Genomic DNA, 15,115 nt, shown 5'->3' with positions numbered 1-15,115 from the left:
CTAATCCGGGATCTGTGGTAAACCAGCCTTTTGCACAACTGCATGCAAGTGATGAAGAAAGCCAGAATAATGCAGCAGACAGACTGAGTCAGGCGATCTTGCAAGCAGATACCGGACCCTCTGATTCAACCTGTGTCTATCCGGTAACGGTAAGCCAACACTTCGGGAAGAAAAGCTTTCTGGCCTTCTGGCTTTCAAGCCCCTTATAATGCCCTTCCCACAGTTCAACCTGATCAGATAGCATTATGTCTAAAAGCGTTATTTGTGACATTGACGGCGTAATCCTGCATGATAACACCCTGATCCCCGGTGCCGATGATTTCATTCATAGCATGCAGGAGCGGGACATCTCCCTGATCATGCTAACCAACTACCCCTCCCAGACCGAAAAAGATCTGCAAAACCGCTTTGCTTCTGCTGGTATCACTATCCCGGAAAGTTGCTTTTTCACTTCTGCCATGGCTACTGCAGAATTCCTTAAACGACAGGAAGGCCAGAAAGCTTATGTTATCGGCGAAGGTGCCCTGGTTCACGAACTGTATAAGGCAGGCTTTACCATTACCGATATCAACCCGGACTTTGTCGTCGTGGGTGAAACCAGGAACTACAACTGGAACATGATCCACACCGGAGCCCGGTTTGTGTCTGAAGGGGCACGCTTTATTGCCACAAACCCTGATACCCACGGTCCCAATATGTCTCCTGCCTGCGGCGCACTCTGTGCTCCTATTGAGCGGATTACGGGCAAAAAGCCATTCTACGTAGGTAAACCCAGTGCCTGGATTATCCGTGCCGCCCTGAACAGGATGGGGTCACACTCAGACAACACCGTTATTGTGGGTGACAACCTGCGCACCGATATTCTTGCAGGCTTTCAGGCTGGTCTTGAAACCATACTGGTTTTATCCGGTGTATCCCGCCTCGCCGATATCGATCAGGTTCCATACAAGCCCAACCATATTTTCGATTGTGTAGCGGATATTGATATTATCTGAGCCGGTTTAATCTCAGATAGAGTTTGGATGATCTGAATGCCTGCCTCACAGATAACGATCAGTCTTTCTCTTTTTATTCCTTTTGACGTTGTATCTAACGCCAGAGCCTGTTATCGACATAGCTCTGGCAATGGACTTCTCCAGGGCAGTTCTGAGTTCTGGAAACGACTCCCACCGATCAAAGCCATTAATATAATCTCTGGCAATGTCCGCCATCTCTTCCAATCGTTTTGAAGGATTTTTAACACCAATACCTTTGCCAAATCTCACCAGTTTGTCCTGATCTGGAAACTCCCGGCTCTGCTCCATCTTCAAAGCCAGATCATGGGCATCACTTTTGTACACCGTCGTGTTGACCACGTCATAAAGAGGAGAAAGCCTTAACTCTATTAACGGACAAATACTGCCATAAACTAATGAAAAGTTTTTCAAATGGGCATCGCCATTACCTAATAAACAACTGATGGCTACATAATCAAAAATCTGATCACTCTGCTGCGTATCTTTTGTATAAAGTTGTACAACTTTAGCAACCTGTTCATAGCTGCCCACATACTTGTCATCACCCGATCTTTTCATCAATACAGCAAAGTCTTCCATGCCTAATGACTGCCCCTTTAAAAGATCAAAGCGCTTCATGATAAATAGCTCTTCATTCTGTGACAGCCAAAACTCTGGAACACTGATGCCACACTCTCGGGCGATACTCATACAGATGAACTCATTCAGTGCCAGATTCTCATACTCATCCCCACCGGTTTTAACGATCAGTTCAGGTTCAACCAAAGTTCCTCTTTCACTGGACTTCTGAGTGTTGACCAGAAGTTTTGGCTGAACGCCCGATACTGCTGCCGTGTTCAAAAGGTATTTGTCCAGAAGATAATCAAAGACACTTTCACGACGATCCCAATTTATAAGAGCATTAAGGCTTTCATGCCCTGCTGGTTCCAGAACCAGATCACTTTCGTAACTGAGTCGACCAATTCCGCGATGCTGCTGAAGTGCCAGAAACAACACATCGTTGACCTTAATATACCTCCTTAGTCGTTCAGTTAGCCTTTCCCTGACATAGCCTTCAGGGATATTCATCTGAAAAACAGGATGAAGCGCCCCGCTATTATAAGAAGCTATTCTTTGTGGCATCGTCAAAGAGATGTCTTCACCGGATTCTGCATAAGAAAAGGAATAAGAACCCCGGTCAAAGTCCAACACTCCAGCTTTCCCTGCCGGAGTGTGAACCCGGACCCGATTCATTTTTTCTGGCCATTCATCAAAGCGATTCAATCCTTCTCTCCAGTCATGAATTTAAGTACTCAACCATACGAAATCATATTTTCTGACTTATTGTTCAGGCACTCTGACTGCGTTGCAACTCTGGTCACATAGCTTGCTATGTTCCCGTCGTTGCGCCTTGCAGAGCACCTGCCCAATAAGCCAGAAATATTCGATTCCGTATGGCTGAGTACTTACCCGTTGTCACTATTCGTATTTAAATAACTCATCAAGATCATCCCATGTGGGTCTTTCAGCATCTTTGACCGTCAGCTCCAGACCCAGCAACCCAAGATAATTGTTCAGAGCCCACAAAGCTCCCCGGTATCGATCGTTTTCTATGGCTGAGATAACACTTCGGGTAGTTTTAGCCTGTTTGGCAGCCTCGGCCTGATTCCAACCCCTGGCTTTTCGGCGATCTCGACATTGCTGTCCAATAGTATTCATTTTCATCAATTATGAGTGCATATACATTCATTATGGCATAAATTCACAACATGAACTTATATACATTCATTTTTAGTTTGAAAAACTCTGTTCAACTTCTGAGGAAGCGTCTTTCCAAACGGCAAACTCAGGACCTTGATTCCGGCTCTCTCTGCAGAGCATCCTGATCCATCCCGCCCGCCAGAAACTCAATGAGGAACCGGGTCTGCTGAACAATATGTTCCGGTGTCCAGGTCTCGGGGTCCAGACGGCACTGCTGATCCCAGCGAGCTACCGTGTGAACGACCATGGAACCCAGGAAAGTGAGCCGGGCATGGCGCTCTTTGACACTCAAGTGTGGCAAGGTGGTAGCAAATGCTTCAGTCATACGAACCAGAGAGCTGCTTCTGGGGGTATCCATGGCAACGATCTGTTGATTGCCACGCTGGAACAGCTGACTGACCAGACTGGTATAGGAGCTATCTTCTCTTGAGCCTGTAAGGTTTTCCATGTAGGGAAGCAGTAGAACCTTAACTAAATCTCTGGTTGTTGGAGGTTCCTTGCGGTTATGGAGTTCATCCAGCATCTCGTGACGTTTTTGGTTGAGAGGGATCATCCGGAAATCCAGAATTGCATTAATCAATCCGGCCCGGTCACCAAAATGGTACTGAACAGCAGAGTTATTCTTCTGTCCTGCAGCTCTGGCTATTTCACGATCTGAAACAGCATCGAGCCCTCTTTCGGCTATCAGCTTTTCCGCTGCTCTTATCAGTGCTTCCTTAGCGTCTGTCAGACGTATAATTGCATTCATAGTGTTGCCACAAAGGTTAAGCTATCTAGCTTAATTACTCACTTTAATATCATTCAAAAAGAACGAGCCAACTCAGTTATAAAGGCTGCCCGCTGTCGTAGACCGCCTACGTTATCTGGCAGAGAAATGCCGATCATAAAACCCTTTTGCCGTTCTCAATGATGAGACACTGGCAGCACTTCCTGTTCAATGCCGTTTAATAGCAGTATTTAAAGCTTCTTAAATTGAACGCAAGCTTAACACCTGTAGTCTTTGAGGGCGAACCCCAGTGAGAGCTGAAGTCTTAATTCCGCTGCACCGGTTAAAAAATGGCTTCCAAATTGATAGGCATAAAGAGCCGTGAGCAGCTTAAAAGAAGTTGGTCATACTCGGCACTGTTAGCATATGTTGACCAATCATAATATTGGTTACCTTACTTTCAGGCATCGCAGAAGTAGCTATTCAGGGCAAAATTCATTAAATCTCGATTGGCGAAAATGCCCCCGAATTCCTGAGTATCATATTCTCCCCGCCCTGAAGAGGGTGTTCCTTGTCAGCCTGTGTTCTCCTGAATGCTATGGGCAGGGTGAAGGACAGCCAAGCCAGCTCCCTGGTTTGGAAGAGATTATTGTAGATTAGAGGGACTTATTCGCAATTTAGTTAGCTTCACTTACCTTAATGTTATGAACTTTCATTATAAAACCGTTTCCAACCTTCATTAATCAATTTTGAAAAGCCTCTCAAGGAGAGAATACAAACTGACTGTGGAGTAACCAGACATGTTTTCCCCTGTGGAAAGAAATCCCAGCATTAACGATTCACTCTCACATACACTTAAGCAATCCTGATCAGAGGAAGCGCCAAGGGGTATAAGTGCAGGTAGGGACGTCACTGTGTGTGACAAAAATGAATCTTTATTCCTCAGTTTGCCCCACATACCAACATTGATGATTATTGGCCATTTAAATTTTCGAGAGGTCACCGGTTTAGCAATGGTATGCAAACATTTTCACACATTTATTAAAACAAATAAGATTGTGGAAAGAGCCTGGTATCGCCGGTTTCCTTCACCTCACCAATGTCAACTCAATACCATCGCTACGACAAAAAAAGATAAGGAAAAACTCCGTCATTGGCTGCAGCCTTTCGCATATGAGGACACCATCAAGTCACTTATAGAACAACGAAATGAGATTCATTTTCCTGCCGACCTTCTTTTCACCAACAGTAAACTGATGTCTCAATGTGAAAAATTTGAATTAGTGGAAAAAAACAAATTTAGCCACAGTAATACAATCTGCAAGGCTACCTTCAGCGCCGATGGCTACCATCTGGTGAGCACCGGTATGGATAAAAAGGCGAGAATCTATGGCCAGAAGATCAATGGGTCATGGGTACAAGAAGCCAAAATCCCCCATGACTGCTGGCTCAGATTCGCCATCTTCAGTCACGATAGTCGTCATGTGGTGAGCGCCGGTATTCATGATGGCAAAGCGAAAATCTGTGGTCAGGGTGACGATGGATCATGGCAAGAAATAGTCACTATTCGCCATAAAGGTGTTGTCCTCTCTGCCACCTTCAGCGCCGATGATCACCTTGTAATGACCGCCAGTTCGGATGGAGTGGTGAAAATCAATGGACAGGAGACCTATGGATCCTGGGAACAAAAAGCAACTATTAACCATATTGGTTCGATCGTGTCAGCCAGTTTAAGCTTCGATGGCGGACATCTGTTAGTTATCGATTCAGATAACACCATAACAATCTATGGTCAGGAAGAGGATGGATCATGGAAAGTAAAAACCGCCATTCACCATGAGGATAATGTCCGCTCTGCCACCTTCAGCACGGATGGCTACCATCTGGCAACCGCCAGCGTGGATGGTACGGCAAAAATCTATGACCTGCTGGACGATGGATCATGGAAAGCAATAACCACGATTTCTCATCGTGATAAGGTCTACTCAGCCAACTTCAGTAGCGATAGCAACCGTGTGGTGACTGCCAGCGCTGATCGCAAGGCGAAAATCTATGTCCGGAAGGCACCCGGATCATGGGAAGAAGAAGCCACCATTGAACAACAGGGGGCAGTCACATCAGCTGACTTCAGCGCCGATGGCCGTCATCTAGTGACCGCCAGTGATGATCACACGGCGACAATCTATGGCCAGAAGGCGCCCGGATCATGGGTAAAAAAAACCACCATTACCCACAAGGGCTGGGTCCGATCAGCCACCTTTAGTGCCGATGGTTGCCATGTATTGACGATCGCCAACAAAGACAAAGAGGCTCAAATTTATGGTCTCGGAGGCGATGGGTCCTGGGTCAAAAAAGCCACTATTCGGCGCAAGTCGAGGATCGTGTTAGCCACCATCAGCAGCGATGGCCGACATGTGTTGACCATCAATGCATCTCATCAGCTGAGAATCACTGAACTGCAAAGGAAAGACTAATTATACCAATCGTGCTTTCTAACTCCCGTGATGAGCATGGAGATTTGAGCCTTAAGACAAGGCGGCGTGAGGAGTCATAGCCTTAGCTATGGCGACGATCGGCAACGCAGGATTAAGGCTCAAATCTTCAGCGCAATAGGGAGTTAGAAAGTTCGACTGGTATTACATGTGCCTTAAGGACATTGCAAGCAAAATGGGTGGACATAAGAACGTCTGCTGGAATGGGCAAAAAATCCGGGTCCCACCTTAATCCCTGTATACAACTTTCAACTTTCAACTTTCAACAATAAGCATTTACGTTGACTCCAAGAAGTGGAACACTAAGATTATATTCTGAAGTTATTTATCCGATAACTGACGTTTAGATGGATGTACAGAAAGATCTTCGGGACTGTGGCCACAAATTGAAATGCTTTAGCCAATCAATGCCTATAGTCTAAGAACAATTTAAACAAAGATGCTTTCAATGAGTTACCTGACATTCAACTTCAATCTGGGTGAAACCAATGATCTGCTGAGAGAGCAGGTCAGACAGTTTTGCGATCATGAAATTGCTCCACTCGCACAGGAAATCGACAGGAACAACCAGTTCCCCATGCACCTCTGGCAGAAGTTCGGAGAGATGGGTTTGCTCGGTATAACAGCAGAAGAAGAGTTTGGCGGCTCTGGCATGGGTTATCTCGCGCATGTCATCGCTATGGAAGAGATCAGCCGCGCTTCCGCCTCCGTTGCACTCAGTTATGGCGCACACTCCAATCTGTGCGTAAACCAGATCTGTCGCAACGGCAACAGAGCACAGAAGCAGAAATACCTTCCCAAGTTGATTAGTGGTGAGCACATCGGTGCTCTGGCCATGAGCGAACCCAACGCTGGGTCTGATGTTATCAGTATGAAACTGAAAGCCGAAAAAAAAGGCGACAGATATATTCTGAATGGCAATAAAATGTGGATCACCAATGGCCCTGATGCCCACATTTACGTCATTTACGCCAAAACCGAACCCAAAAAAGGTTCCCGGGGAATCACCGCATTCATCGTTGAACGAGACGCCAGGGGTTTCTCCCGCGCACAAAAACTGGACAAACTGGGCATGAGAGGCTCGAACACCTGTGAGCTGGTGTTTGAAGATTGCGAAGTGCCTGCAGAAAATGTACTGGGCAACGTCAATGAAGGGGTAGCTGTACTCATGAGTGGTCTGGACTATGAACGGGTCGTTCTGTCCGGTGGTCCGACCGGCATTATGCAAGCCTGTATGGATATCGTGATTCCCTACATTCACGATCGTAAACAGTTTGGCAAATCCATTGGTGAATTTCAGCTGATTCAGAGCAAAGTGGCCGACATATACAGCCAGATGAATGCCAGTAAAGCTTACCTTTATGCGGTTGCGTCAGCCTGTGATCGTGGTGAAAGTACCCGCAAAGACGCAGCCGGTGTCATTCTTTATTGTGCTGAACGCGCAACTCAGATGGCACTGGATGCCATTCAGATTCTGGGAGGCAATGGCTACATCAATGAATACCCGACAGGTCGTCTGCTCAGAGACGCCAAACTCTACGAGATAGGCGCCGGTACATCGGAAATCCGTCGTATGCTGATTGGCAGGGAGCTGTTCCAGGAGTCTTGCTAACTGCGACAGGCAGTATTGCCCTCTCCGGGGAACCATGTTGCCATAACAAGAATAATAAGTTCTCAAACAGCCATGGCCTTGGCATGTTGGATGTGATCTGACCTCTATCGCAACACTGCAAGACTATGAGCAAACGAAACTGCTTCATCAGAGGCGATCAATATGCCCGTATTATCTTCAAAAGTGGCACCCGACAGTCCCGAATTCCACAAGAACCGGCGACATATGCAGGCCCTGGTAGACCAGATCAATACACGCTTTGAGACCATTGCCCGGGGCGGCAGTCAAAGATCCAGAGAAAACCATATTGCCCGAGGTAAACTATTAGCCAGGGATCGTATTGCCCAGTTGCTTGATCCCAATTCTCCCTTTCTTGAAATAGGCCGTTTTGCCGCCACAGACATCTATGATAATGACGCTCCCTGCGCCGGTGTCGTTGCAGGTATAGGTTTTGTTGCTGGCATCGAATGTATGATCCTGGCCAACGATGCAACTGTAAAAGGCGGCAGTTACTTCCCGCTTACGGTTAAAAAACACCTGCGCGCCCAGACCATTGCTGAACAAAATCATCTTCCCTGCATTTATCTGGTTGATTCCGGAGGGGCCAACCTTCCCTATCAGGATGAAGTATTCCCAGACAGAGAACACTTCGGTCGCATCTTCTTTAACCAGGCCAATATGTCTGCCAAAGGAATCCCTCAGATTGCAGCGGTTATGGGCTCCTGTACAGCAGGGGGAGCCTATGTGCCGGCTATGGCTGACGAAACCATTATCGTCAGAAATCAGGGCACCATTTTTCTGGCAGGACCACCGCTGGTCAAAGCCGCTACCGGTGAAGAGGTCACGGCAGAAGAACTGGGTGGAGCCAGAGTTCATTGTGAACAATCCGGGGTGGCTGATCATATGGCGGAAAATGATGCCCATGCCCTTGAACTTGTAAGACACGCCATTGGCAGATTGAACAAAAAGAAAAACCACTCCGTTGCTTTAGAAAAGCCTGTTCCTCCAGTCTTTGATCCTGGCGAGCTCTATGGCCTGATCCCTTCTGATCTGAAACAGAGTTATGACGTTCGAGAAGTCATTGCCCGAATCGTCGATGGCTCCGTGTTTGATGAATTCAAGGCCCGCTACGGCAACACTCTGGTCTGCGGCTTTGCCAGAATTCATGGTCATCCGGTCGGTATTCTGGCTAACAACGGTGTGCTTTTCTCGGAATCAGCCCAAAAAGGGGCTCACTTTATTGAATTATGCTGTCAAAGACGTATACCTTTGATTTTCCTGCAAAACATCACGGGCTTTATGGTGGGTTCAAAATATGAAGCTCGAGGCATAGCGAAAGACGGCGCCAAAATGGTGAATGCAGTAGCCTGTGCAACCGTGCCAAAGCTCACCGTCATCATTGGCGGCAGTTTTGGTGCTGGCAACTACGGTATGTGTGGCCGGGCTTATGATCCAAGATTTCTATGGACCTGGCCCAATGCAAGAATTTCGGTCATGGGCGGTGAACAGGCCGCCGAAGTTCTGGCCCAGGTTAAAAAAGACAGCCTGGCCCGAAAAGGAAAAACCCTTTCTGCTGACGAAGAGGCCGCCATAAAAACACCGGTCATCGAAACCTATGACCACAAGGGCAACCCGATTTATGCCAGTGCCCGGCTCTGGGACGACGGCATTATTGACCCCGTCAATACCCGTGACATTCTGGGACAGAGCCTTTCTGCAACCCTCAATGCGCCCATTGAAGAGACTCGCTTCGGCGTGTTCAGAATGTGAGCCAGGGAAGTAATACCATGAGCAACTCTCTCATTATCGAAACCAGCGGCAATGGTGTTGCCACCATTACCATGAATCGTCCGGAAGTGGGCAATGCCTTTAATGCCGAACTGATCAGCGAACTGATTGATGCCCTGAAACAGCTGTCTGGCGAAGAGACTCGACTCCTGCAACTGAGGGGCTCCGGCAAACATTTTTCTGCCGGAGGTGACCTTAACTGGATGAAGAACGCCATTCATCTCAGTGAGCAGGAAAACTACGACGACGCACGCACACTATCAGAACTGCTCTACACCCTGAATCACTTTCCTGCACCAACTATGGCGGTGGTTCAGGGTGCTGCATTCGGTGGTGCCATAGGACTGATTTGTGCCTGTGATATCGCAGTTGGCGCCGACAACACCCGATTCAGCCTGAGTGAGGTCAGGATTGGCCTGATTCCAGCCGTCATCAGCGCATACGTTGTACAGGCCATTGGCACCCGTCAGGCTCGTCGTTACTTCCTCAGTGCGGAAGTCTTTTCCGGAGAAAAAGCGCTTGAGCTGGAATTGCTGCATGAACTGGTGCCTGAATCAGAACTTGATACCAAAGCCGATGAACTGACCCAACAGCTTCTGGGGAATGCTCCGGCAGCGACCCGATTGGCAAAAAGCATGTTGCACAGTGTTCATAACAAGCCGATTGATGATGAATTTGTTGAACTGGCTTGCCGGGAGATAGCCCGGATCAGAGTTTCTCCGGAAGGTCAGGAAGGTCTGGCATCATTCCTTGAAAAACGCAAACCTTCATGGAGTCAGCCATGAGCAAGAATAGCGCCATGAACTCGGACAACAGTCTCCAGAATGTAAAGCATTTCCATAAAATCCTCATTGCCAACCGGGGTGAAATCGCCTGCAGGGTAATAAGAACCGCCAGAAAACTGGGAGTCAGAACAGTCGCAGTCTACTCTGATGCGGATTACCAGGCCCTTCACAAAACCCTGGCCGATGAGGCTTATTATATTGGCCCTTCAGCTGCACAGAAAAGCTACCTGTGCAGCGACAAACTGATTGAAGTAGCAAAACAATCCGGTGCCCAGGCAGTGCATCCCGGCTATGGTTTTCTGTCTGAGAATGCCGACTTTGCCCTCGCCTGTCATGACGCCGGTATTCACTTCATTGGACCCGGGCACGAAGCCATCAGAGCAATGGGTTCAAAAAGTGAAGCCAAAACCCTGATGGAAAAAGCCGGTGTTCCTATTTGTCCCGGTTACCACGGTTCCGATCAGTCTGATGAAACCCTAATCCTGGAGGCGGAGCGTATCGGTTACCCCCTGATGGTCAAAGCCGCACTGGGTGGTGGCGGCAAGGGGATGAGAATTATTGAGCATCACGACCAGTTACAGGAAGGCCTTCAGGCGGCCCGAAGAGAGGCCCTGAAAAGTTTTGCCGATGACCACTTACTTCTGGAGTCGTATATCACCCAACCTCGCCATGTAGAAGTTCAGATCTTTTTCGATCATAACAATGAAGGTGTTTATCTCTTCGACCGTGACTGCTCCTTGCAGCGACGTCATCAGAAAGTCATCGAAGAAGCCCCCGCTCCTGACCTTTCCGATGCCATGCGAAAAAGTATGGGAGAGGCAGCAGTCTCAGCGGGTAAGGCTATACAGTATCGCGGAGCCGGTACAGTTGAGTTCCTGGTTGACGGTGAACGCTTCTATTTCATGGAAATGAATACACGACTTCAGGTCGAGCACCCGGTCACTGAGGCTATTACCGGACAGGATCTGGTTGAATGGCAACTGGCTATTGCCGCAGGTGCATCCTTACCTCTGACTCAGGATCAGCTGCAATGTCATGGTCATGCCCTTGAAGCTCGCATTTATGCCGAAAGCCCCGATCATGACTTTTTACCCTCTTCAGGGAAAATCATGGACTTGCAATGGCCTCAGGCAGTGGATCACGTCCGCATCGATACGGGTGTACAACAGGGCGATTATATCTCCAGCCACTATGACCCGATGCTGGCAAAACTGGTGGTCTGGGCTGAAGATCGTGAATCTGCTATTGATAAAATGTCCCGGGCTTTGTCTGACTATCAACAGGCTGGCTTAAGTGATAACCGTGATTTTCTGATGCATCTGGTCAATGAGCCCGCTTTCAGAGAAGCTGAATTATCCACGCATTTTATTGATCAACATCCACCTCAGACAGAGCTGGATCATGATCAACTAAGAATGTCGTTGATTGCAGGAGCCCTTTATCAATTCCATCAATCTCAATACGAGGGGTCGTTACCGGCTGCTTCAGCACCGTCTCAAATGACTCTTTTTCTGAACCAACAACCCTATCTGATTTCACTGGAAAAAGTGTCTGAAGGATTCAGGGTGAGTCTGCCTGATAGCTATTGTCAGGCTGATATTCACTGGTATGAGGCAGAGTCTGGTTGTTTGTCGGGACAACTGTTGATTGGCGATCACACAGAGTTCTCTTCGACACAATTAACATCACAATGTCGTGTGCTTCCCCTACCGGAAGCCAGGCTGAAAATATTCTTCCCGCACTTCAGTGTCGAGCTGTGTCTTTCAGGACAGTGCCTGACCGCTCACGATGGTTCTGAAGCCATGTCGGCGCCAATGAACGGAACCGTCAGCTCTGTCATGGTCTCAGAGGGACAGCAGGTCAGTGCCGGAGCCCCTTTACTGGTTATGGAAGCCATGAAAATGGAACATACCATTCATGCTCCCTGCGGCGGAATGATTGAGTCGATCTTTTACAAGGAAGGCGACAGAGTGGACGCTGGTTCGTCACTCATGAGTTTTCAGGAAACCTTGAGCAAGGGTACAAAGGACAACGAAAATGCTGCCTGAATCTGTCCGCATTGTTGAAGTTGGACCCCGTGACGGGCTTCAGAATTTGCCAACACCAGCGTCTTTGGAAACACGAGTAGAACTGGTCAACTTACTGTCTCAGTCCGGTCTTGAGCACATAGAAACAGGCAGTTTCGTTTCCTCCAGGTATGTTCCCCAGATGGCGAACTCGGATCAGGTATTCCAGACCATTAAGCGACAAAGTAACGTTGTTTACACGGCTTTGACCCCCAACCTCATGGGGATTGAAGATGCCCTGAAAGCAGGAGCGGACCAGACCGCAGTGTTTGCCTCAGCTTCCGAAGGTTTCAGTCAAAAAAACATTAACTGCTCCATTGCCGAGAGCCTTAAACGTTTTGAACCGGTTATGGAGTTGGCCAGACAGAATAATATGCCCGTCAGAGGCTATGTTTCTTGCATTATCAGTTGTCCTTATGATGGTGCAACCTCACCTCGGCAAGTGGCTGAAGTGACTAAAGCGCTCTATCAAATGGGATGTTACGAAGTATCCCTTGGAGATACCCTGGGCACAGGAACACCTCTTCGGGTTAAAAGAGTTCTGGAAGCCTGTTGTCGTGAAGTGTCTATCAAACACCTTGCTGCTCACTATCACAATACTTACGGACAGGCATTAGCCAATATTTACGCATCTCTTGAGGAAGGTCTGGCGGTAGTAGATTCGGCGGTTGCAGGTCTGGGTGGCTGCCCCTATGCACCGGGAGCCTCTGGCAATATTGCGACTGAAGATGTGCTCTATCTGATGGAAGGTCTGAACATCAAAACCGGCGTGCAGATGGACAAGCTTTTGAAGGCCGCTGCCTTCATCTGTCATCAACTGGGTATTCGTTCTCACTCGAACACTGGACTGGCTTTGGAAAGAATAAAACAGGATCGCATATGACACAGCTCTGGACACCTGACGAGAGCCGGATTCAATCATCAAATCTTCATAAATTCATTCAGTCTGTCAATGAAAGCAACGTTCAGAAACTGACTGACTACCACTCCCTCTATGACTGGAGTGTCAGCGATCGTTATGCTTTCTGGGAAAACCTGGCAAAATTTGTCGATATTCAATTTCACACCCTACCCTCTGCCATCTGCAACCATGATCAAATGCCGGGAGCAGAGTGGTTCCCGGACTCGACTCTCAACTATGCAGAACACATGCTGCGACATGGCAAAGATGCTGAGAAGGCTACAAAAGATGCGCTGGTTTTCAGACGCGAAGACGGCCACCGTACCACCTTGAGTTGTGGCGAACTGACTAAAGCGGTCGCGGCAGCTCAGGCAGGACTGAAAGCGGCAGGGGTCAGCAAAGGAGACAGGGTGGCAGCTTTTATGCCCAACTGCCCTGAAGCCCTGATCATGATGCTGGCTACTACCGCCCTGGGAGCTATCTGGTCGTCCTGTTCGCCAGACTTTGGTATTCAGGGCGTTCTGGACCGTTTTGGGCAAATCACACCAAAAGTACTGCTCAGCATTGATGGCTATTTTTATAATGGTAAGCCGATTCAGTGTCTGGAAAAGGTTCAATCCCTTCAGGCACAGATCCCTTCTATCGAACAAACCGTCATTGTGCCATTCCTGAGCGGTGATGCCGATATCAGTTCCCGAACCTCATCGGTCTTATACGACGATTTTATTATTCAAGATATTGATACACCTGAGTTTGTAGCGGTGGACTTTAATCATCCTTTGTTCATTATGTACTCTTCCGGCACGACCGGAGCCCCAAAGTGCATCGTGCATGGACATGGTGGAACCCTTCTGCAACACCTGAAGGAATTGTCTTTACACACGAATTTAAAATCCGAAGACATTATCTTCTACTTCTCTACTTGCGGCTGGATGATGTGGAACTGGCTGGTTTCCTCTCTTGCTTTGGGAACCACTGTCGTTCTTTATGATGGTTCCCCTTTCTACCCAGAGCCGCGAAGTCTTATAGATATTGCGGAAGAAGAGGGCATTACTGTTTTCGGCACCAGTGCAAAATACATTGCAGCATTGGAAAAGGCCGGGGTTAAGCCGGCTGAATCTCACTCTTTACCAAAGCTGAAGACTCTTCTGTCTACGGGCTCTCCTCTGCTTCACGAGAGCTTTGATTATGTATACCGGCACATCAAAAAGGATCTCTGCCTATCTTCTATTTCTGGTGGCACCGATATCATCTCCTGCTTTGCTTTGGGCTGCCCTGCCTTACCGGTTAATAAAGGGGAGATTCAGTGCCGCGGACTGGGAATGGACGTTCAGTTTGTCAGCCCTGAAGGCAAGCCTCTGTTGGAAGAAAAGGGTGAACTGACCTGTCAGAGCAGTTTCCCATCCATGCCCATTGGATTCTGGAATGATCCCGAAAATAAAAACTATCATAAAGCCTATTTCAGCCAGTTCCCTGGGGTCTGGGCTCATGGAGACTTTGGTGAACTGACAGAAAATAAAGGGGTGATCATTCACGGTCGGGCAGATGCTGTCCTGAATCCGGGTGGCGTAAGAATCGGGACTGCGGAAATTTACCGACAGGTTGAAAGGGTAGAGCAGGTGCTTGAGAGCATTGCCATTGGTCAGGAGTGGAAAGGCGATATCAGGGTTGTTCTATTTGTTAAGTTACGAGATGGTGCCACACTGGATGACGAACTTATCCACGAAATTAAAAAGGCCATTCGAGACAATACAACGCCCCGTCATGTGCCTGCGGTTGTACTACAGACACCGGATATTCCCAGGACCATCAATGGCAAGATTGTTGAGCTGGCCGTTAGGGATGTTGTCCATGACAAACCAGTTGCCAATATCGAAGCCCTGGCGAACCCGAAAGCTTTGGAGTATTTCCGAAAACGACCAGAACTTCAGGATTAAGGGGCTGTCATCTTTGTCTCCGGCGTGATCCAAACAATCGAGCAGCCGCAAAAGGTGCTCATGATCCTTCAC

11 protein-coding genes are annotated in these 15,115 nt (G+C 48.1%); 8 read left to right on the top strand and 3 right to left on the bottom strand.

Features of this window, described 5'->3' with window-relative positions:
- The first annotated feature begins 245 nt into the window (after positions 1 to 245).
- Positions 246 to 995: an HAD-IIA family hydrolase gene (locus ACOMHB_RS08175; RefSeq protein ID WP_448216215.1), complete on the top strand. Its 750-nt coding sequence runs from the start codon at positions 246 to 248 to the stop codon at positions 993 to 995.
- A 45-nt stretch (positions 996 to 1,040) separates the two neighbouring features.
- Here ACOMHB_RS08175 and ACOMHB_RS08170 read toward each other — a convergent pair whose 3' ends face one another.
- The 3 genes from ACOMHB_RS08170 to ACOMHB_RS08160 all read right to left on the bottom strand — a co-directional run bounded on the left by ACOMHB_RS08170 (position 1,041) and on the right by ACOMHB_RS08160 (position 3,504).
- Complete coding sequence (locus ACOMHB_RS08170; protein WP_448216214.1) at positions 1,041 to 2,279, bottom strand: type II toxin-antitoxin system HipA family toxin; 1,239 nt, start codon at positions 2,277 to 2,279, stop codon at positions 1,041 to 1,043.
- A gap of 195 nt (positions 2,280 to 2,474) precedes the next feature.
- Positions 2,475 to 2,720: a helix-turn-helix domain-containing protein gene (locus ACOMHB_RS08165; RefSeq protein WP_448216213.1), complete on the bottom strand. Its 246-nt coding sequence runs from the start codon at positions 2,718 to 2,720 to the stop codon at positions 2,475 to 2,477.
- A gap of 121 nt (positions 2,721 to 2,841) precedes the next feature.
- Positions 2,842 to 3,504, bottom strand: a complete 663-nt coding sequence (locus tag ACOMHB_RS08160) for a TetR/AcrR family transcriptional regulator (RefSeq protein WP_448216212.1) — start codon at positions 3,502 to 3,504, stop codon at positions 2,842 to 2,844.
- An 872-nt stretch (positions 3,505 to 4,376) separates the two neighbouring features.
- Here ACOMHB_RS08160 and ACOMHB_RS08155 point away from each other — a divergent pair.
- The 7 genes from ACOMHB_RS08155 (at position 4,377) to ACOMHB_RS08125 (ending at position 15,043) form a co-directional block, all read left to right on the top strand.
- Positions 4,377 to 5,936: an F-box/WD repeat-containing protein gene (locus ACOMHB_RS08155; RefSeq protein ID WP_448216211.1), complete on the top strand. Its 1,560-nt coding sequence runs from the start codon at positions 4,377 to 4,379 to the stop codon at positions 5,934 to 5,936.
- Between the two features lie 466 nt (positions 5,937 to 6,402).
- Positions 6,403 to 7,566 (top strand): isovaleryl-CoA dehydrogenase, encoded by a 1,164-nt coding sequence (locus tag ACOMHB_RS08150; RefSeq protein WP_448216210.1) that lies wholly within the window; start codon positions 6,403 to 6,405, stop codon positions 7,564 to 7,566.
- 162 nt (positions 7,567 to 7,728) lie between these two features.
- A complete protein-coding gene (locus tag ACOMHB_RS08145) occupies positions 7,729 to 9,336 on the top strand; it encodes a carboxyl transferase domain-containing protein (RefSeq protein ID WP_448216209.1) in 1,608 nt (535 codons plus the stop codon).
- 17 nt (positions 9,337 to 9,353) lie between these two features.
- Entirely contained in the window at positions 9,354 to 10,139 is a 786-nt protein-coding gene (locus ACOMHB_RS08140) for an enoyl-CoA hydratase-related protein (protein ID WP_448216208.1), read from the top strand.
- Entirely contained in the window at positions 10,136 to 12,187 is a 2,052-nt protein-coding gene (locus ACOMHB_RS08135) for an acetyl/propionyl/methylcrotonyl-CoA carboxylase subunit alpha (RefSeq protein ID WP_448216207.1), read from the top strand. Before ACOMHB_RS08140 ends, ACOMHB_RS08135 begins: the two co-directional genes overlap by 4 nt.
- Positions 12,177 to 13,088: a hydroxymethylglutaryl-CoA lyase gene (locus ACOMHB_RS08130; RefSeq protein ID WP_448216206.1), complete on the top strand. Its 912-nt coding sequence runs from the start codon at positions 12,177 to 12,179 to the stop codon at positions 13,086 to 13,088. The genes ACOMHB_RS08135 and ACOMHB_RS08130 overlap by 11 nt, the downstream gene beginning before the upstream one ends.
- Positions 13,085 to 15,043: an acetoacetate--CoA ligase gene (locus tag ACOMHB_RS08125; RefSeq protein WP_448216205.1), complete on the top strand. Its 1,959-nt coding sequence runs from the start codon at positions 13,085 to 13,087 to the stop codon at positions 15,041 to 15,043. Before ACOMHB_RS08130 ends, ACOMHB_RS08125 begins: the two co-directional genes overlap by 4 nt.
- Positions 15,044 to 15,115: the final 72 nt, after the last annotated feature.

It is taken from the genome of Endozoicomonas sp. 2B-B, from assembly GCF_053470045.1.
The sequence above is the reverse complement of the archived record's forward strand: the minus strand, read 5'-3'. Positions and strand labels throughout refer to the sequence as shown.

What these genes read in the sequence shown, in the direction of transcription:
- ACOMHB_RS08175 (WP_448216215.1), top strand. Translation starts at nt 246, where the DNA reads ATGTCTAAAAGCGTTATTTGTGACATTGACGGCGTAATCCTGCATGAT.
- ACOMHB_RS08145 (WP_448216209.1), top strand. Translation starts at nt 7,729, where the DNA reads ATGCCCGTATTATCTTCAAAAGTGGCACCCGACAGTCCCGAATTCCAC.
- ACOMHB_RS08140 (WP_448216208.1), top strand. Translation starts at nt 9,354, where the DNA reads ATGAGCAACTCTCTCATTATCGAAACCAGCGGCAATGGTGTTGCCACC.
- ACOMHB_RS08135 (WP_448216207.1), top strand. Translation starts at nt 10,136, where the DNA reads ATGAGCAAGAATAGCGCCATGAACTCGGACAACAGTCTCCAGAATGTA.
- ACOMHB_RS08130 (WP_448216206.1), top strand. Translation starts at nt 12,177, where the DNA reads ATGCTGCCTGAATCTGTCCGCATTGTTGAAGTTGGACCCCGTGACGGG.
- ACOMHB_RS08165 (WP_448216213.1), bottom strand. Translation starts at nt 2,720, where the DNA reads ATGAAAATGAATACTATTGGACAGCAATGTCGAGATCGCCGAAAAGCC.
- ACOMHB_RS08125 (WP_448216205.1), top strand. Translation starts at nt 13,085, where the DNA reads ATGACACAGCTCTGGACACCTGACGAGAGCCGGATTCAATCATCAAAT.
- ACOMHB_RS08150 (WP_448216210.1), top strand. Translation starts at nt 6,403, where the DNA reads ATGAGTTACCTGACATTCAACTTCAATCTGGGTGAAACCAATGATCTG.
- ACOMHB_RS08160 (WP_448216212.1), bottom strand. Translation starts at nt 3,504, where the DNA reads ATGAATGCAATTATACGTCTGACAGACGCTAAGGAAGCACTGATAAGA.